16 protein-coding genes are annotated in these 17,812 nt (G+C 68.8%); 8 read left to right on the top strand and 8 right to left on the bottom strand.

Annotated elements, in window-relative coordinates; genetic code table 11:
* Positions 1-14: 14 nt before the first annotated feature.
* The 3 genes from gyrB to dnaA all read right to left on the bottom strand — a co-directional run bounded on the left by gyrB (position 15) and on the right by dnaA (position 5,371).
* Complete coding sequence (gyrB, locus tag KF840_07570; protein ID MBX3024753.1) at positions 15-2,447, bottom strand: DNA topoisomerase (ATP-hydrolyzing) subunit B; 2,433 nt, start codon at positions 2,445-2,447, stop codon at positions 15-17.
* A 212-nt stretch (positions 2,448-2,659) separates the two neighbouring features.
* A complete protein-coding gene (dnaN, locus tag KF840_07565) occupies positions 2,660-3,766 on the bottom strand; it encodes a DNA polymerase III subunit beta (GenBank protein MBX3024752.1) in 1,107 nt (368 codons plus the stop codon).
* Between the two features lie 270 nt (positions 3,767-4,036).
* Positions 4,037-5,371 (bottom strand): chromosomal replication initiator protein DnaA, encoded by a 1,335-nt coding sequence (gene dnaA / locus KF840_07560; protein MBX3024751.1) that lies wholly within the window; start codon positions 5,369-5,371, stop codon positions 4,037-4,039.
* Between the two features lie 337 nt (positions 5,372-5,708).
* Here dnaA and hemL point away from each other — a divergent pair, with 337 nt between their 5' ends.
* From hemL to KF840_07530, 6 genes are all read left to right on the top strand, one after another.
* Positions 5,709-6,992, top strand: a complete 1,284-nt coding sequence (gene hemL, locus KF840_07555; protein MBX3024750.1) for a glutamate-1-semialdehyde 2,1-aminomutase — start codon at positions 5,709-5,711, stop codon at positions 6,990-6,992.
* Positions 6,993-7,029: 37 nt separating this feature from the next.
* Positions 7,030-7,257, top strand: coding sequence for an AtpZ/AtpI family protein (locus KF840_07550; protein ID MBX3024749.1), 228 nt, complete (start codon positions 7,030-7,032; stop codon positions 7,255-7,257).
* Entirely contained in the window at positions 7,254-7,616 is a 363-nt protein-coding gene (locus tag KF840_07545; GenBank protein MBX3024748.1) for a hypothetical protein, read from the top strand. The genes KF840_07550 and KF840_07545 overlap by 4 nt, the downstream gene beginning before the upstream one ends.
* A gap of 11 nt (positions 7,617-7,627) precedes the next feature.
* Positions 7,628-8,359 (top strand): F0F1 ATP synthase subunit A, encoded by a 732-nt coding sequence (gene atpB / locus KF840_07540; protein MBX3024747.1) that lies wholly within the window; start codon positions 7,628-7,630, stop codon positions 8,357-8,359.
* A 132-nt stretch (positions 8,360-8,491) separates the two neighbouring features.
* Positions 8,492-8,809 (top strand): ATP synthase F0 subunit C, encoded by a 318-nt coding sequence (locus tag KF840_07535; protein ID MBX3024746.1) that lies wholly within the window; start codon positions 8,492-8,494, stop codon positions 8,807-8,809.
* 123 nt (positions 8,810-8,932) lie between these two features.
* Positions 8,933-9,742, top strand: a complete 810-nt coding sequence (locus tag KF840_07530; protein MBX3024745.1) for a ParB/RepB/Spo0J family partition protein — start codon at positions 8,933-8,935, stop codon at positions 9,740-9,742.
* A 112-nt stretch (positions 9,743-9,854) separates the two neighbouring features.
* On the opposite strand, the gene KF840_07525 is transcribed toward KF840_07530, so the two are convergent.
* Positions 9,855-10,805, bottom strand: a complete 951-nt coding sequence (locus tag KF840_07525) for an ABC transporter substrate-binding protein (protein ID MBX3024744.1) — start codon at positions 10,803-10,805, stop codon at positions 9,855-9,857.
* Positions 10,806-10,901: 96 nt separating this feature from the next.
* On the opposite strand from KF840_07525, the gene KF840_07520 reads away from it, so the two are divergent.
* Positions 10,902-11,249, top strand: a complete 348-nt coding sequence (locus KF840_07520) for a tetratricopeptide repeat protein (protein MBX3024743.1) — start codon at positions 10,902-10,904, stop codon at positions 11,247-11,249.
* On the opposite strand, the gene KF840_07515 is transcribed toward KF840_07520, so the two are convergent.
* On the bottom strand, positions 11,221-12,210 hold the full coding sequence (locus KF840_07515) for a hypothetical protein (protein ID MBX3024742.1): 990 nt from the start codon (positions 12,208-12,210) through the stop codon (positions 11,221-11,223). The two genes, KF840_07520 and KF840_07515, sit on opposite strands and share 29 nt — an antisense overlap.
* 131 nt (positions 12,211-12,341) lie before the next feature.
* On the opposite strand from KF840_07515, the gene KF840_07510 reads away from it, so the two are divergent.
* Positions 12,342-12,659 (top strand): DUF971 domain-containing protein, encoded by a 318-nt coding sequence (locus KF840_07510; GenBank protein MBX3024741.1) that lies wholly within the window; start codon positions 12,342-12,344, stop codon positions 12,657-12,659.
* Positions 12,660-12,867: 208 nt separating this feature from the next.
* Here the strand turns inward: KF840_07510 and KF840_07505 are convergent, their stop codons facing one another.
* The 3 genes from KF840_07505 to KF840_07495 all read right to left on the bottom strand — a co-directional run bounded on the left by KF840_07505 (position 12,868) and on the right by KF840_07495 (position 17,716).
* Positions 12,868-13,488: a 3-isopropylmalate dehydratase small subunit gene (locus KF840_07505; GenBank protein MBX3024740.1), complete on the bottom strand. Its 621-nt coding sequence runs from the start codon at positions 13,486-13,488 to the stop codon at positions 12,868-12,870.
* Positions 13,488-14,897, bottom strand: a complete 1,410-nt coding sequence (gene leuC / locus KF840_07500) for a 3-isopropylmalate dehydratase large subunit (protein MBX3024739.1) — start codon at positions 14,895-14,897, stop codon at positions 13,488-13,490. The genes KF840_07505 and leuC overlap by 1 nt, the downstream gene beginning before the upstream one ends.
* A 62-nt stretch (positions 14,898-14,959) precedes the next feature.
* Positions 14,960-17,716, bottom strand: a complete 2,757-nt coding sequence (locus tag KF840_07495; protein MBX3024738.1) for an MMPL family transporter — start codon at positions 17,714-17,716, stop codon at positions 14,960-14,962.
* Positions 17,717-17,812 lie beyond the last annotated feature (96 nt).

The following is a 17,812-nucleotide window of genomic DNA, read 5'->3' as shown; positions in this document are numbered from 1 at the left end:
CGGCGCCCTGCAGATCAGATGTCGAGGTTCTTCACCGTCAGCGCGTGGTCCTCGATGAACTTGCGCCTCGGTTCGACCTCGTCGCCCATGAGCGTCGAGAACATGAGATCGGCTTCGACGCCGTCCTCGACCCGCACCTGGAGCAGGGTCCGGGTGTCCGGGTTCATCGTCGTCTCCCAGAGCTGCTCCGGGTTCATCTCGCCGAGACCCTTGTAGCGCTGGATATCGAGGCCCTTGCGCGCCAGCGCGAGCACCTCGCTGACCGCCGCCGCCAGGGTCGGCGCGGCGGTTTCCTTCTCGCCGGCGACGATGGCGAAGGGCGCCGTGCCGGCCGCGCGCAACTGGCCGGCGAGGCGCTGCAGCTCGACGAACTCCGGCGTCTGCACGAAGGCGGCATCAATCACCGTCTCCTGGGCGCTGCCGTTCTGCCGCGCGCGGATCACCAGGCGGACGCCGCCATGCTCGGAATCATCGGGGGTCTGCACCGCGAGCGGCTCGAGCTCGGGATGCTCGGCCAGCATGCGCTGTCGCGCCCGGTCGACCAGCGGCGTCACCAGGGCGCGGTCGGCGAGCGCCGCGACCGTCAGCCCGGGCTCGAAGGCGAGCCCGGCGACCACCTCGCGGCTCTTGCGTTGGCGGGCGACGATGTCGAGCACGTGCGTGAACCGGAGGTGCTGCTTCACCACCCCGCGCAGGCCGTCGCCGCTCAGCGTCGTGCCGTCGCTGGCGCGCAGGGCGATGTCCTTGGTGCCGAGGTCGAGCAGGAACTCCTCGAGCGCGTGCTCGTCCTTGAGGTAGCGCTCGGTCTTGCCCTTCTTCACCCGGAACAGCGGCGGCTGCGCGATGTAGACGTACCCGCGCTCGATGAGATCGGGGAAATGGCGGTAGAAGAGCGTCAGCAGCAGGGTGCGGATGTGCGACCCGTCCACGTCCGCGTCGGTCATGATGATGATCGTGTGGTAGCGGACCTTGCTCGGCTCGTTCTCCTCGCGCTCCGCGGCGCGTTCCTTGAGCACGTCGGTGCCGAGCGCGGTGATCAGCGTCCGGATCTCCTGCGAGGACAGCATGCGGTCGAAGCGCGCCTTCTCGACGTTGAGGATCTTGCCGCGCAGCGGCAGGATCGCCTGGTTGCGGCGATCGCGTCCCTGCTTCGCCGAGCCGCCGGCCGAATCGCCCTCGACGATGTAGAGCTCGGAGAGCGCCGGGTCGCGTTCCTGGCAGTCGGCGAGCTTGCCGGGCAACGCCGCCGAATCGAGCGCGCCCTTGCGCCGCGCCAACTCCTTCGCCTTGCGCGTCGCCTCGCGCACGCGCGCGGCATCGAGGCTCTTGAGCACGATGAGCTTCGCCTCGTTGGGATGCTCCTCGAGGTACTCGCCGAGCTTCTCGTTGACCAGCGCCTCGACGTAGCCGCGGACGTCGCTGTTGCCGAGCTTCGTCTTCGTCTGCCCCTCGAACTGCGGATGCGGCAGCTTGACGCTCACCACCGCCGTCAGCCCCTCGCGGGTGTCTTCGCCCTGCAACGTCTCGCCGTTCTTCAGCAGATTGGCGGAGGTCGCATAGGCGTTGAGCGTGCGCGTGAGCGCCCCCTTGAAGCCCGTCAGGTGGGTGCCGCCCTCGATGGTGTTGATGTTGTTGGCGAACGAGAAGATCGACTCGGCGTAGCCCTCGTTCCACTGCAGAGCGGCTTCGATCTCGACGCCTTCCTTGCTGCCGGTGAGGGCGATCACCGTCGGGTGGATCGGCGTCTTGGCGCGATTCAGGTGGCGAACGAACTCCTCGATGCCACCGCGATAGAGGAATTCGTGCTGCTTCTGGGTCGCCTGTTCCTCGATGACGATGCGCACGCCGCGGTTGAGGAACGCGAGCTCGCGCAGGCGCTGCGACAGGATATCGAAGCTGAAATCCATCTTCTCGAAGATCTCGGCATCGGGTTTGAACGACACCTTGGTGCCGGTCTGGTCGCTGGTGCCGATGATCGCGAGCGGCGCTTCCGGCTTGCCGCGGTGGTAGCGCTGCGCATAGACCCTGCCGCCGCGCTTGATCTCCACCGCCAGCGTCGCCGACAACGCGTTCACCACCGAGACGCCGACGCCGTGCAGACCGCCGGAGACCGTATAGGCGCCGGAATCGAACTTGCCGCCGGCGTGGAGCTTGGTCAGCACCACCTCAGCCGCCGAGACGCCTTCCTTCGGGTGGATCTCGACCGGAATGCCCCGCCCGTTGTCCTCGACCGTCACCGAGCCGTCGATGTGCAGCACCACCAGGATGTCGGTGCAGAAGCCGGCCATGGCCTCGTCGATCGAGTTGTCCACGACCTCGAACACCAGGTGGTGCAGACCCCGCTCGGCGGTATCGCCGATGTACATCCCGGGGCGCTTCCGGACCGCTTCCAGCCCTTCGAGGACGGTGATCTTCTCGGCCCCGTAATCAGACCCTGACTTGGTGATTTCGCTGGGGATTTCCTGCTCTGTCGTCACGCGTTTTATCCGCCGTTTGTTATTCGCGTGAGACTAGCATGGAAAGGGGGTGAAAAGGAAGGCGGTTGTTGAAAGATTACTCCTTACTTTTCAGCAGCTTACCGCTGCACTGTCACTATATCTGCCAGGCGCTTGCCGGGCCCGCTGGGAGGCCCTGTCAGAGGGCAGAAAAACGACTACTGTCAGAGCCGCATCGGCATCACGATATAACAGTAATCTGCATCCTCAACCGAGCGAATGACCCCCGGACTGACCTCGTCGTTGAGGCCGAGCTCGATCCGTTTGTCGGACGGCAGCACGGTGAGCACGTCGATCAGATAGCGGGCGTTGAACCCCACCCCGACCGGGCTGCCGTCGTACTCGATCTCGATCTCCTCGGCCGCTTCGCCGACGTCGGGATTGATCGTGCTGAGCTCGAGCTTCTGGTTGTCGAGTTGAAGGCGTACGCCGCGGGTCCGCTCGCTCGACACCACCGATACGCGACGCAGCGCCGCGTGCAGCGCCGTCGCGTCGACGACGGCGATCCGCTCGGACTTCTTCGGAATCACCTGGTTGTAGTCCGGGAACTCGCCCTCGACGAGGCGCATGGACATCTGCACCCGACCGCGGCTGGCGTGCGCCACGCCACCCTGGACGATCAGCTCGATCAGATCCTCGCCGCTCTCCAGAACCTTTCGCAGCTCCATCACCGCCTTGCGCGGAATGGTGACGGCGCCGGCCAGCGCCAGGTGCTCCACCGATCGGGTGACCATCGCTAGGCGGTGCCCGTCGGTCGCCACGAAGCGCAGCCTGCCGTCGGGGGTCGCCTCGACGTGGATCCCGTTCAGGTTGACCCGCGTCTCGTCCCCGGACACGGCGAACAACGTGTACTCGATCATCCGCGTCAGCGTGTCGCCGCTGATCCGGATACTCGGCGCGTCGGCCGGCGGATCCGGCATCGCCGGGAACTCGCGCGGGTCGAGTCCGACGACGCGGAAACGCGACTTCCCCGCCGACACCTCGATCCAGTTGTTGTCCTGCTGGCGGATCCGCACCTCGCCTTCCGGGATCTCGCGCACCATCTCGTAGAGCTTGCGCGCCCCGACGGTGATCGTGCCCTTCTTCTTCACCGCCGCGGTGCATTGCCGCCGCACCGCGATCTCCTGGTCGGTGGCAGCGACGAGGATTCCGTCGCCCGCCGCTTCGACCAGCACATTGCCGAGAATCGGGATGGTCGTCCGCCGTTCGACGATGCCCTGCGTCAGATAGAGGCCTGCGAGCAGCTCACTGCGTTGAATGCTGAATTCCATCGCTCACCGCCCGTGCGTCGCCGCACTTCTTCTTTCTTTATTTAGTAAGAATAGAAAACCAGTACGTAGTAGGGGCTGTGGATCTGTGGAAAGCCTTGTCCCACAGGGCAGGGACGACATCAGTGCTGCGGAGAACGGCTGCGGAATCCGGGCCGCCACCGCGTTTGTTCCGTTCCGCCTCACATCCACTCCACCGCGTCTCCGCATGTCGTCCACAGGGCACACGGCAGGGCGCCCCGAACGACGGACCGACGGGCTAGTCATGGCACTTCAGCCCGGCCGTTCCAAGAGCCGCTCGAGACGCTCGACCGTGGCGCGGAAGCCGGGTTCGTCGCGCAACCGGCGTTCGATCACCTGGGCCGCGTGGATGACCGTGGAGTGGTCGCGGCCGCCGAAGCGGTCGCCGATGACCGGGAACGAGGCGTTGGTGTAGCGGCGACAGAGATACATCGCGACCTGCCGCGGCACGGCGATCGTCCGGGTGCGCCGCTTGGAGCGCAGGTCGTTGGGGCGGATGCGGTAGAAGTCGCACACCGCCTTCTGGATCGACTCGATGGTGATGGCCCGTTCGACCCGCTCGCGCAGCACGCTCTGCAGCACGTCGCGAGCGAAGTCGACCGTGATCGGGCACTTGTTCAGCGAGGCGAACGCCCCCAAACGGGTCAACGATCCCTCCAACTCGCGGACGTTGGAGTCGATGGTGCTGGCGAGGAAGTTGGCCACCTCGGCCGGCAGCTCGATGCCCTCGAACTCGGCCTTTTTCTCCAGGATCGCGATGCGGGTCTCGACGTCCGGCGGCTGGATGTCGGCGATCAACCCCCACTCGAAGCGATTGCGCAGCCGCTCCTCGAGGTCGGGAATCTCCTTCGGGAACTTGTCCGAGGTGAGGACGATCTGGTGGTGGCCATCGTACAGCGAGTTGAAGGTGTGGAAGAACTCCTCCTGCGTCCGCTCGCGCCCGGCCAGGAACTGCACGTCGTCGACGATCAGCACGTCGATACGCCGGAAGCGCGCCTTGAACTCGTCCATGCGATCGCGCCGCAGCGCCGCGATGAGCTCGTTCATGAACGATTCCGACGACAGGTAGACCACCCGCGCGTTCTCGTTGCGGTCGAGCACCTGATGGCCGATCGCATTCACCAGGTGGGTCTTGCCGAGACCGACTCCGCCGTAGATGAAGAGCGGGTTGTAGTGGTCGCCGGGCTGGTTGGCGACCGCCTTCGATGCCGCATGGGCGAACTGGTTGCTGGCGCCGACGACGAAGTTGTCGAAGATGTACTTCGGCAGCAACGCGGTGCGCCGGGGCTCGGACCGGTTCGGCTTCTGCGGTGGCGCCGCTGCCGGAAACAGCTCCTGCTGCCCGAGATAGGGAATCGTCAGCGCGATGGAGCGCAGGGCGCCGTTGCTGCTCTCGACCAGCGCGCGCTCGAGATCGGCGAGACAACGCTCGCGGACGACGTCAGCGGCCAGCTTGCTGGGGACCTCGACGACCATCGAGTCGCCACGCATCGCCACCGGTCGCAGACGCATGACGACCTCGTGCAGATCCGGTTCGGTGAGCTGCGGCTCAATCGCCTCGACGGCGGAACGCCAGATTTTTTCCATAGCTCCAGCGGGAACTTGTCAACAGGTGGGGAAGAGAAGAAAGCCATCAATGAATCGCAGGGTTAGCGTAGCTGCGCGCAGGCTCTCCACAGCGCTATCCACAGGCTGTCCAGCGGCTTACGACTCGTTGCTGTCAGAAAGAAGGGAACCCCGCCGGCGGCGGGGCGCAGAGCTTTAACGTGTTCCGAAAAAGCGAGCAAGAAGAATTTGATGCGTGCAATGTAACCTCGCGCGGCGGGCGCCGGGAGCGTCGCGCCGCGGTCCTCGGGAGCGTTGGGGCGGCAGCGCACGGGCTCGATTTGTTGACCGCGGCGAGCGCGGCAACTAGCTGCAGCGCATGAAGGACGAGACCTCGGCGAAGCTGTTCGAGCAGGCGAGCGCCTACATTCCGGGCGGCGTCAACAGTCCGGTGCGCGCCTGGAAGGCGGTGGGTGGGCGGCCCCGGTTCATCCAGCGCGCGGCCGGCGCGATGATCACCGACGCCGACGGCAACGCCTACATAGACTACGTGGGCTCGTGGGGACCGATGATCGTCGGCCATGCCCATCACCAGGTGCTGCGCGCCATCCACGACGCGATGAAGCAGGGGACGAGCTTCGGCGCCCCGACGCCGCGCGAGATCGAGCTGGCGCGCCGGATCGTCGACGCGGTGCCGTCGGTCGAGCAGGTCCGGTTGGTGTCCTCCGGTACGGAGGCGACGATGACCGCGATCCGCCTCGCCCGCGCGTTCACCGGCCGGCCGAAGATCGTGAAGTTCGATGGCTGCTACCACGGCCATGCCGATCCGCTGCTGGTACGCGCCGGCTCCGGGGCGATGACGCTCGGCATCCCCGACAGCGCCGGCGTGCCCGAGGCGATCGCCAGCCTGACGCTGGTGGCGCGCTTCAACGACCTCGGGGAGGTGGAGGCCCGCTTCGCCGCCGAGGGCGACGCCATTGCCGCCGTCATCGTCGAGCCGGTGGTCGGCAACATGGGCCTGGTGCCGCCGGCGGCGGGGTTTCTCGACGGGTTGCGCCGCGTCACCGAGCGACACGGCGCGCTGTTGATCATCGACGAGGTGATGACCGGCTTCCGCCTCGCCTGGGGCGGTGTGCAGGTGCCGTTCGGCCTCCGACCCGACCTGAGCTGTTTCGGCAAAGTGATCGGCGGTGGTCTGCCGCTGGCGGCAGTGGGCGGCCGGCGCGACGTGATGCAGCAGCTCGCGCCGGTGGGCGGCGTCTACCAGGCCGGGACCCTGTCGGGGAATCCGCTCGCCGTCAGCGCCGGACTCGCGACCCTCGAGTTGCTCGACCGACCCGGCGTCTACGAGCGCCTGGAGACGCTGGGAGCGCGCCTCGAAGCGGGGTTGACGGCGGCACTGCGGCGGCACGGCCGGCGCGCCTGCGTGCAGCGCGTCGGCTCGATGTGGACCCTGTTCTTCGGCGTCGACCGTGTCACCAACGCCGAGGACGCGCGCGCCGCCGACACCGCCGCCTTCGGGCGCTTCTTCGCCGCGATGCTGGAGCGCGGCGTCTATCTGCCGCCCTCCCAGTTCGAGGCCGCGTTCCTCTCGCTCGCCCACAGCGAGGGGGACGTCGACGCCACCATCACCGCCGTCGACCAGGCCCTGGCGATCGCCTGATCGGCCGCGGGGCAAGGACGCCGCCAGGGGCGCGACGATGCCGTTGCTCGATCCCCAGATGCTCGCCAAGGGCGGTCGCTTTCTCGCCCTCGGCTTCCAGATCGCCGGCTCGATCGTCGGCGGGATGATCCTCGGCTGGTACGCCGACCGCTACTTCGGCACCGAGCCGCTGTTCACCACCGTGTTCACGTTGGGCGGCTTCTACGGCTCGATGCGGCTGTTGCTTTGGGCCATCAAAAAGCCTAGCTCTGACCGGATTCCATGAGCTCGCGGCTACGGGAGATCGAGCGCCTGCATCTCGGGCTGCTCGTCGCGGTGGCGTGCGTCGCCTACCTCACCGGCTGGCTCGCGCCGGGCAGCGTCCTGCTCGGCGGGCTGGTGATGCTGGCCAACCTGCGGTTGCTCGGCGTGCTGGTGGGGCGCCTGGTCTCGCCGGACCGCGCCGGCAGCCCGGGCGCCGTCCTCGGCATCATGCTGGGAAAGTTCGTGCTCTTCGTCGGCGTGCTGGCCTTGATCATCTGGCGGCTGCCGATCGATGTTCTGGCGTTCGCGCTCGGCGCCACGGTGCTGCTCGTCGCCATCACCCTCTCGTCGTTCCGCGCGCCGACGCCGGCGCATCCGTAAGGGGTTTCTCCATGTCAGCAGGAACGGAACACGGCTTCACCTGGATGCAGATCGTCCCGGTGGTGAATCACTTCCCGGATCACGTCGTGACCGCGGGACTGGTGACGGCGCTGCTCGTCGGCACCGCGGTCGCCGCGCGCCGACAGATCGCCCGGGCGAGCGATGCCGCCGTGCCCGATGGCACGCTCACGGCGCGCAACGCGATGGAAATGTACGTCGAGTGGTTCTCCAGCTTCGCCACCGGCATCCTGGGGGCGAACGCGAAGCAGTACGTACCGCTCTACGGCGCGCTGTTCCTGTTCATCCTCGCCAACAACGCCATCGGCCTGATCCCCGGCTTCGCGCCGCCGACGTCGAACGTGAACACGACGCTCGGTCTCGGGATCCTGTCCTTCGTCATGTACAACTACTTCGGCTTCAAGGCGCACGGGATCGCGTACCTGAAGCACTTCGTCGGCCCCATCTGGTGGCTCTTCTTCCTGATGATGCCGCTCGAGATCATCGACAACCTGCTCCGCCCCTTCACGCTCAATCTGCGTCTCCTGATGAACATGTTCGCCGACCATCTGGTGCTGGACATCTTCACCGACCTCACCCGGCTGATCGTGCCGATCGCGTTCTACCTGCTGGGCAGCATCGTGGTGCTGATCCAGGCCTTCGTCTTCACCGTGCTCAGCATGGTGTACGTCTCGCTGGCGACCGCCGGCCACGGCGACCACGACGAGGAGCACGCGCATCATTGAGCGAGCGGGACGGACGTCCCGCGCACTGTACCGTCAACCCAGGGTTCGCGAGGCCGAGGCGTGGCGAGGATGATAGAGGTGGCGTGGCCGGGAGCGAACCCGTTGTCTCGCATCGAAAGGAGGAAACGAACGATGCGCAAAGTGAAGTGGATGATTGGGACGCTCCTGCTGGCCATGTTCGGACCGGGCATGGCGCTGGCGCAGGAGGGCGCGGGCCACGGCGGCGACGGCATGATCGCCCTCGGCGCCGGCATCGCGATCGGCGTCGCGGCGATCGGCCCGGGCCTCGGCCAGGGGCGCGCGGTGGCGGCGGCGATGGAGTCGATCGGCCGCAATCCGAACGCCGCCGACAAGGTGTTCACGCCGCTCGTCCTCGGCCTCGCCTTCATGGAAGCCCTGGCGATCTACGGCCTGCTGATCGGCTTCCTGCTGCAGGGCAAGATCGGCTGAGCCACACCGTCCGGACGCGGACACAGGGGGCGGGAGCGTTGAGCGCCCGCCCCTTTTTCTTTGCCTCCCGGGCCGCCGCCGTGCTTGTCCGGGTCGAGCGCGGCGCGCTAAAGGTCCGCGCGCATGGCCGCATCGCGCACCGTGGCTGCCGGAACGATCCTGCGAGGCACCCGCACCACCCTGACCGCGCTGGCGGTGGACAAGGTGCACGCCAATCCCGAGCAGCCGCGCAAACACTTCGCCGACGAGCCGCTCGCCGAGCTCGCCGCTTCGATCGCGCAACACGGCATCCTGCAGCCGGTGATCGTCAAGCGCGACGGCGACGGCTACCTGATCATGGCCGGAGAGCGGCGCTTTCGCGCCGCCCAGCTCGCGGGCCTGACGATGATCCCGGCGCTGGTGCGCGACGACGACCCGCTCGAGATCGCGATCATCGAAAACGTCCAGCGCGAGGATCTCTCGCCGCTCGAGGAGGCCGAGGGGCTGGGCGCGCTGATCGACCAGTACGGCTACACGCACGAAGCACTGGCCGAGCTGATCGGCAAGAGCCGCCCCTACGTCAGCAACACCCTGGCGCTGCGCCGGTTGCCGGACGACATCAAGCGGGAAGTGCACGCCGCGCCCGAGGTGTCGCGCGAGATCCTGATCTCGCTGGCGCGCGCCGAGTCGCCGGAAAAGCAGCAGACGCTGTGGCGCCTCACCCGGGCGCGCCGCCTCTCGGTGCAGCGCTTCCGCTCCGAGCAGGCCGGCGAGCCGGTGGCGCGCGGCGAGGTGGCGGAGGTGGCCCGCCTGCTGCGCCGTCTCGGCCGCAAGCTGCGCGCGCTCGACACCGCCGTCCTCGCCGACGAGGAGCGCCGCCAGCTCGACCGCCTCCTGCGGCGGGCCAACAGCCGCATCATGCGGACCCTGGCCGCGCTGACGCCATCCTCGTAGCGCTGGGCCGCGCTCCCGCGCGGCCGTCGCAGCGCGAGCGCATCGCGAAGCAAGTTGACGAACGGCCGCCGGGCGGCGCGCCTTGGACCTCGGAGGACCCCCCGAGGCCGCCTCAGGGCGCAGCGGCGAGATCAACGCCCACCAGCGCCGTCCTCACCTTGGACAGGCGATCGACGATGTCGGCGTAGTCGACCGGCATCAGCTTCATCTGGTCGACATTGAGCAGGCTGGGCGGCGACGTGCCGTCGGCGGCGACGACGAAGGCGTTGCCGGCAAGGGCGATGCGGAAGGCCTGCGGTTGGGCGAGCAGAGCGGCAGCGAGCTCGACGGCGCGGGGGTTGCGGGCGCCGCGCGCGGTCAGTGCGACCACCGACGGCAGCACGAAGACGCCGCTGCCATCGTCGCCCTGATCCGGAATGGTGATGACCAACCGCGGCCGCGCCGTCTGGGCCGCATAGGCGCGGTCGCTGTCGATCAACGCCAGCGCCTGGTCGCCGGCGATCAGTGCCGCGCCCACTGTGTCCTCGTCGGCGACCAGCCGCGCACCGCCGTCGCGCAGGCCGCGAAAGAAGCGGAGCGCGTCGGCATCGCCGAGCCGCGCCGACAGCGCGGCGGCGTGCCACAAGGCCGCGCCGCGGGTCGGCTCGGCAAGCACCAGTTGCCGCGCCAGCTCCGGCCGCGCCAGGTCGAGGACGCGGGTCGGCGACCCATCGTCGGGCAGTCGGTCGGGGTCGTAGACGATCACCCGTCCGATCGCCGCCACCGCCGCCCACCGGTGCTGCGGGTCGACCAGCGTCGGCGGACGCCTGCCGATCATCGCCTCCGTCAGCGGCGCCAGCTCGCCGGCGGCGGCGCGGCGCAGCACGTCGGCGGGGTCGCTCGCCCACAGGACATCCGCCCCCTCGGCGCGGGAGCGCTCGATCGTCGCCCGCTGCTGCTCGGCGAGCTCGTTCAGCAGCGAGCGCGCCAGCGACTCGTCGACCGCGGCATCGACCTGCACCGGCGCCACGCGGGTGCACGCGGCGAGCAGCAGCAGGGGAAGGAGCATCCTCGGGATCGTCATCGACGCGTCGGGTCGGGCCGTGCCGTCGCGCACTCGTTCCTCCGGCGACGGACGGCGACGCTGACAGAAGGCCCCTTTTCCGATAGCGTTTCTCGCATGCCGACCAAAGAGGAGCTGTTCGACCGCGCCGTCGATGCCGTCGCCGACGGCGATCTGGAAACGGCGGTGCGCGTCTACCGCGAGGCGCTGGCGATCGATCCCGACTACGCCGACGTGCTCGAGGGGCTGTCGATGGCGCTCGCCGACCTCGGCCGGTTCGACGAGGCGATCGCCGCCGCGGTGCGGGTCGCGGAGCTGCAGCCGGACGAGATACTCTCCTACACCAACGTCTCGCGGATCTATCAGAAGGTCGGCGACGTGCCTCGCGCCGAGGAGTGGGCGGCCAAGGGTCGGATGCTCGACTGGAAGCAGCAGCTCAAGAGCGGGAAGCCGCCCGGCGTGTGACCTCGCCCGCCGGCGCGTACCGTCGCGCGACCGCCTCGCGCATCCATGGCGCGGCCGGCGCCACGGCCTGCCAGACCGCCTCCTCGGCCGCGTCCGGGTCCACCACCACCGCCGGTGGCCGGCGGTTGTAGTTGTAGAGCCGCCCCGATACCTCGGCGTGTCGCTGCAGCAGCGCCTCGCGGTCGACCCGCCCGTCGAGCAGGCCCAGCTCCTGCGCGACGGCGAGGAAACGGTGCGAGTCGTGCAGCTCGTCCGCGGTCGCGTCGGCAACGGCGCAGCCGTGGGCTGACAGGAGCGCGCCGTAGTCCCGCTGCCGGCGCTCCATTTCCAGCGCGTACCAGAAGCAGAGCTGGTAGTCGCTGTACGCGTTCCAGTGCGGCAACGGCAGCACGCCGGGATCGCCGGGGTGCACCAGGTACTTGAACCCGAGCTTGCCGCGTCCCGGCACCGTCCTCCGGGTGAGCAGACTGCGGGCGATGGCGCGCGGCTCGCGGCGCAGCAACAGGACGGCGGGACGCAGACCGAGATCCAGCATCGGCTCCAGGAAGCCCTTGGCGAAGAGATGGCTGGTCTCGACGTAGTGCGTCGCCGGCGCGCTGGCGATGAACGGCAGCTTGTATTCGAGGAGGAAGTGGTAGGCGAGGCGCGGACGGCGCTGCGCCTGGCGGAGGAAGTGAACGTACGATGGCTGCGGCTCGTGCAGGCTGACGGTGTCCGGGAAGAGCTCGCCGAGGCGGGTCACGTAGGTGGTGCCGGTGCGCCCGGCGGTGACGCAGAACACCAGGTGCTTGCGTCGCAGGGCGTCGAGCAGCGCTTGGCGGTCGCGCAGCGGCCGGCGCAGATGCCGCACCCGCCGGCGGCGGCGATACTGGTTGAGCAGGAAGACGCGCTCGGCAAGACGCTGGGACATCCAGGCGAACGCCGACCCGTCCGGCTGCAGGCGCAGCCCGTCCTCCCCCATCACGCGCGCCACTCTCGACGAGCTGACGCAGAAGTCAATTCGGGTAGCCGCGGCGCGCGCTCGTCGCGGCGTCGTCGGGATGGCTCCGGCGGTGGGTTGTAAAGCGGCCGGTCATCGCCAAGACTTCCCCGATGTCGCGCCCGCCGTACCCGTTGGAAGTCCGCCGCGAGCCCGAGCGCCGGGCGTTGCGCGTCATTTGGAGCGACGGCCACGAGAGCGACTACGCCTTCGGCCATCTGCGCGGCTGGTGTCCCTGCGCCGCCTGCCAGGGGCACTCGGGAGCGAAGCGCTTCGTCGAGGGCGGAAACGACGACCTGCAGCGGATCGCCCCGGTCGGTCGCTACGCACTCAGCTTCCACTGGGCCGACGGTCACGAAACGGGCATCTACTCCTACCCGTACCTGCGCGAGCTCTGTCAGTGCGCGCAGTGCCGGAAGCCGGCGATCTGACCTCGACACGACAAGACACCTTCACCACGGAGGCACGGAGCCACGGAGGGTGCAGCGAGGGAAGATCCCCTGGCCCTTGCTGATGGCGTTGGGGATCTCGCCCCCGAACCCCCTCTTGTCCAGGTTACTCCGTGTCTCCGTGCCTCCGTGGTGAAATGTTTCGTCACAGCAAGGCCAGCCGCGCGCGCGGCGTCGGCGCAACGAACGGCTAGGCTTCGAAGCCCGAGACGTAGGGCAGGCGGGCGGCGGTCGCTTTGATCTTCGACGTCGCTTCGAGAAGGACGCGCGTCGCGTCCCACGTGCCGGCGAGGAACTGATTGCGGATGCCCGCCGGCAGGCGCGCCGGCACGGTGAGCGGGCCGTAGGTCGCCGTCTGGCCCTCGACGTCGACGATCAGCTCCTGGCTCGGGTCCGCCTCGACCGCCGCCAGCAGGCGGCCGACGTCGGCCTCGCTGGCGGTGACGCAGGGCATGCCGAGCGCGACGCAGTTGCCGAAGAAGATGTCGGCGAACGACTCCCCGACCAGCGCCTTGACGCCCCAGCGCAGCATCGCCTGCGGCGCGTGCTCGCGCGACGAGCCACAGCCGAAGTTCTTGTTCACCACCGCGACCCGCGGTCCCTTCGCCTGGAAACGCGGGTCGTCCATGATGTGGCCCTTCGAGTTGCCCTGCGCGTCGAAACGCTCGTCGTAGAACGCCGCCGCGCCGAGCCCGTCGAAGGTGACCGCTTTCAGGTAGCGCGCCGGGATGATGCGATCGGTGTCGATGTCGTTGCCGCGCAGCGGGATCGGCCGCCCGCTCACCCTGGTGATCCTGACCAGCTCGCTCATCACGCCCTCCCCAACAGGTCGCGCACGTCGGTGACCGCGCCCTCGATCGCCGCGGCGGCGACCATCGCCGGGCTCATCAGCAGGGTGCGGCCGCTCGGGCTGCCCTGCCGGCCCTTGAAGTTGCGATTGCTCGACGAGGCGCAGATCTGGCGACCGCTCAGCTTGTCGGGGTTCATCGCCAGGCACATCGAACAGCCGGGCAGGCGCCATTCGAAGCCGGCGGCGCGGAAGACGTCCGGCAACCCCTCGGCCTCGGCCTGGCGCGCCACCTCCTGCGACCCCGGGACGACGATCGCCTTCACGTGCGACCGCACCCGCCCGAGCCTCGCCACCCGCGCCGCCTCGCGCAGGTCCGAGATGCGCCCGTTGGTGCACGAGCCGATGAAGGCGACGTCGATCCTGGTGCCGCGCAGCGGCGCGCCGGGCTTCCAGTCCATGTAGGCATACGCATCCTCGACGACGTCCCGCTCGTCCTCGGGGAAGGCGTCGACCCCGGGGATCGGCTCGCCGATCCCGATGGCCTGGCCGGGATTGATGCCCCAGGTCACGACCGGCGTCAGGCTCGACCCGTCGAGCGTGGTGACCGCGTCGTAGGGCGCGCCGGCCTCGGTCGCCATGCTCTTCCACCACTGCACGGCGCGTTCGAACGCCGCGCCCCGCGGCGCCAGCGGCCGGCCGCGCAGGTAGTCGAAGGTGGTCTGGTCCGGGTTGACGTAGCCGCACCGGGCGCCGCCCTCGATGCTCATGTTGCAGACGGTCATCCGCTCTTCCATCGTCATGCGGTCGAACGTGGTGCCGGCGTACTCGTAGGCGTAGCCGACGCCCCCCTTCACGCCGAGGGTGCGGATGATGTGCAGGATCACGTCCTTGGCGTAGACGCCGGGCGGCAGCGCGCCGTTGACCTCGACCCGCCGCAGCTTCGGCTTCTCGATCGCCAGGCACTGCGAGGCGAGCACGTCGCGGACCTGGCTGGTGCCGATGCCGAAGGCGATGCTGCCGAACGCCCCGTGGGTCGAGGTGTGGCTGTCGCCGCAGGCGATGGTGAGTCCGGGCTGCGTGAGCCCCATCTCCGGACCGATCACGTGGACGATGCCCTGGTGGCCGGAGGCGCGATCGTACAGCGTGATGCCGAAGTCGCGGCAGTTGCGCTCGATCTCCGACATCATGGTCTCGGCCTGTTCGTCGTCGAACGGCCGGGCCATCGTATGGGTGGGGATGATGTGATCGACCGTCGCCACGGTGCGCGTCGGGAAGAGCACCGGCAGGTGGAGCTCGCGCAGCATCTGGAAGGCCTGCGGACTGGTGACCTCGTGCACCAGGTGCAGACCGATGAAGAGCTGGGTCTGTCCGCTCGGCAGCTCCGCGACGGTGTGTGCCTCCCACACCTTGTCGAGCAATGTCCTGGGCATCGGCATCGTCCTCCAGAGGGAAGAGGAGACAGTAGCGCGGACCCCGGGACGAGGCGAGAGGGTTACGCCATCCGTTCGTTCATGCGCTGCAGGCGGTCGCTGAGGATGCGGGTCAGATTGAGGAAGACGCGGGCCGCGATGCGAGGGTAGCGGCGCTGGATGCGTTGCAGGAAGCGCTGGTCGACGGCGAGCAGCTCGACCGCGTCGCGGGCCTCGACGTCGGCGCTGCGCTCTTCGTTGCGCACCAGCGCCATCTCGCCGAAGACGTCGCCGCGGCGGAATTCCGCCACCTGGCGGCGGTCGCCGTTGTGCCGGACGTAGACGTCCGTGGCGCCGGACAGGATGACGAACATCTCGCTGCCCTCCTCGCCGGCGCGGACGATGGGTGCCCCGGGGGGGAACTGGCGCAGCTCGCCCATCAGCACCACGATGCGCGCCTGGGCCGGTCGGAGGCCGGCGAGCAAGGGGATGGCGCGGGTGAAGTCGGGCCCCAACCTGACCCGCAGCAGATCCCACAGGGTGATGATCTTGGTGGTCGCGAGCAGCGCCGGCAGCACCACCAGGTTGGCGGCGAAGGCCGTGGCGAGGGTGATCGCGGTCAGAACGCCGAAGTTGCGGATCGGGGGGAAGCTGGAGCCGGCGAAGGCGAGGAAGCCGGTGGCCAGGGCGAGCGTGGTGTACAGCATCGGCGCGCCGACGGCGCGCAGGGTGCGCTGGATGGCGGCCGCCTGGTCCGCCTCGCCGCGCAGCTCGCGGCTGAGGCGCCACATGTAGTGGACGCTCGAGTCGACCGCCAGGCCGAGCGCCATGGTGGCGATCAGGCTGGTGCCGAGATTCAGCGGCAACCGTCCCCAGCCGAGGATGCCGAAGAAGACGTCGACCGCCAGCACGTTGGGCAGGATGGCCAGCAGCCCGATGCGTGCCGACAACAACATGAGCGCCATCACCGCGAAGATGCCGAGCAGCGCCAGCGACACGCTCGCGATCTGGTCGAGGACCATGCGCGAGCTGGTGCCGGTGATCAGCACCAGACTGCCGGTCGGCACCACGCGCAGCCCGGCCGGGAAGTGCTCGCCGACGTAGTGGCGGATCTTGCCGAGCATCGCCTCGATCTCGCGCGACCCCGACACCTTCGAGCGCACGACGATGCTGGCGCGCGAGAAGTCGCCGCTGACCACGGCGCGGAAGGTGCTGGGGCTCCCGGCCATCAGGTTGAGAACCGGCGGCAGGTTGGCGGAGTTCTCCCAGAACGACTGCGGCGCCCCGCCGGTGCCCTCGATGATGTTGCCGTGCTCGTCGATCAACACATCGCCTTCGCCGGCTTTGTTCAGTCCCTTCTCCAGCAGCTCGAGGTAGTCGACCAGCGAGATCGAACCGCTCACCCCGTCGAGGGTGCCGATGAAGGTCTGCAGATCCTTGATCCTCTTCAGCACCTCCCACTGCCGCAATGTGCCCGGGGCGCCCCCCTCGATGATCAGGTAGAATGGATTGCTGCCGACGATCGTGTGGTTGATCAGCTCGTGGTCGTGGCGCACCGGCGAGCTGGGATCGAAGTAGGCGAGGAAGTCGGATTCGACGACGATGCGGGCCGTACCGATCGCGGCGACGGCGGCGATCAGCGCCGCCACGCCGAGCACGGTGCCGCGAGCCGCGTAGGCCTGGCCGCCTATCTTCACCATCAGGCTCTCGACCCGCGGCGACGGCGCGGTCTCCTTGCTGCTCGCCACCTGGGCCCACACCGCCAGGGCCGCCGGGAGGAAGCCGAGCGAGCTGATCGTCGACAGCAGCACGCCGACCACCGCCATCAGGCCGAGATCGCGCACCGCCACGATGTCGCTCACCGTCAGGGCGCCGAAGCCGACGGCGAGGGTGACGCTGGAGATCAGCAGCGGCGCCCACACCGCGTGCACCGCCTCGCCGACCGCGCCCTCGCGGTTCCCGCGCCGCACCTGCTCGTAGTAGGCCGAGATGACGTGCATCGCCTGCGCGCTGCCCACCACGAGGAGCAGCGGCGGCAGCATGAACGTGCCGAGGCTGACGGGGATGCCGACCAGCGCCATCACGCCGACCGTCCACACCACCGCCAGCGTGACCGTCACCAATGGCAGGACGACGGCGCGGAAGCGGCGGAAGGCGAACCAGAGCACGGCGACGACGCAGGCGACCGCGATCGGCGTGAAGCGCGCGAAGTCGCGGCGGATCAGGGTGACGGCGCTGCGCGTGATCCGCGACACCCCGGTGTAGAAGAACTGCTCCGGTCCCTGCGCGGCGGCGAGAATATCGGCGATGCGCTCGTCGAGCCGCAGGTCGGCGTACTCGGCATCGGTCATCGGCCGCAGGACGACATTGATCGCCGCCCCGTGCCCGTCCGGCGCGACGAGATTCTGCGCGTACAAGGGCGTCGCCGCGAGCTTGGCCCGCAGCGCCGCGATGTCCTCGGGACGCGGTGGGATCGACGGCAGCAGCGGCGGCGGATTGAAGACGTCGGCTGCCGGATCGACGGTATTGGTCAGGCTGAGCACCCGCTCGACGCCCGGCAGCGCGGCGAGCTGGTCGGTGACGCGGGCGATCTTGGTCAGCGTCCCGGGCGCGAAGATCTCATCCGCCCGCACCCCGACGACGGCGATGTCGTCGCTGCCGAACGCGGTGCGGACATCGTCGTAATACCGCACGCCGGGATCGTCGGCGCGCAGGATGCTGCCCATCGACGCCTCGATGCGCACGTGCCGCGCCGCGATGCCGAACAGCAGGGTCGCCAGCAGGCCGATGACGATGGCCGTGCGAGGGTACCGGACGACGATATCCGCGCTGTCACGCATCTCCGTCCGCGGCGTATAGCGCACGCGCGGGATCGGCCAAAGGAAACGCCGGGCTCTTGAATTGCGGGGCTTTCGCGATAATGAAAACCAAGGAGG

It is taken from the genome of bacterium, assembly GCA_019637795.1.
Taxonomy (GTDB): Bacteria; Desulfobacterota; Binatia; order HRBIN30; family CADEER01; genus JAHBUY01.
Note: the sequence above shows the minus strand (reverse complement) of the source record. Positions and strands in the feature narration are given on the sequence as shown.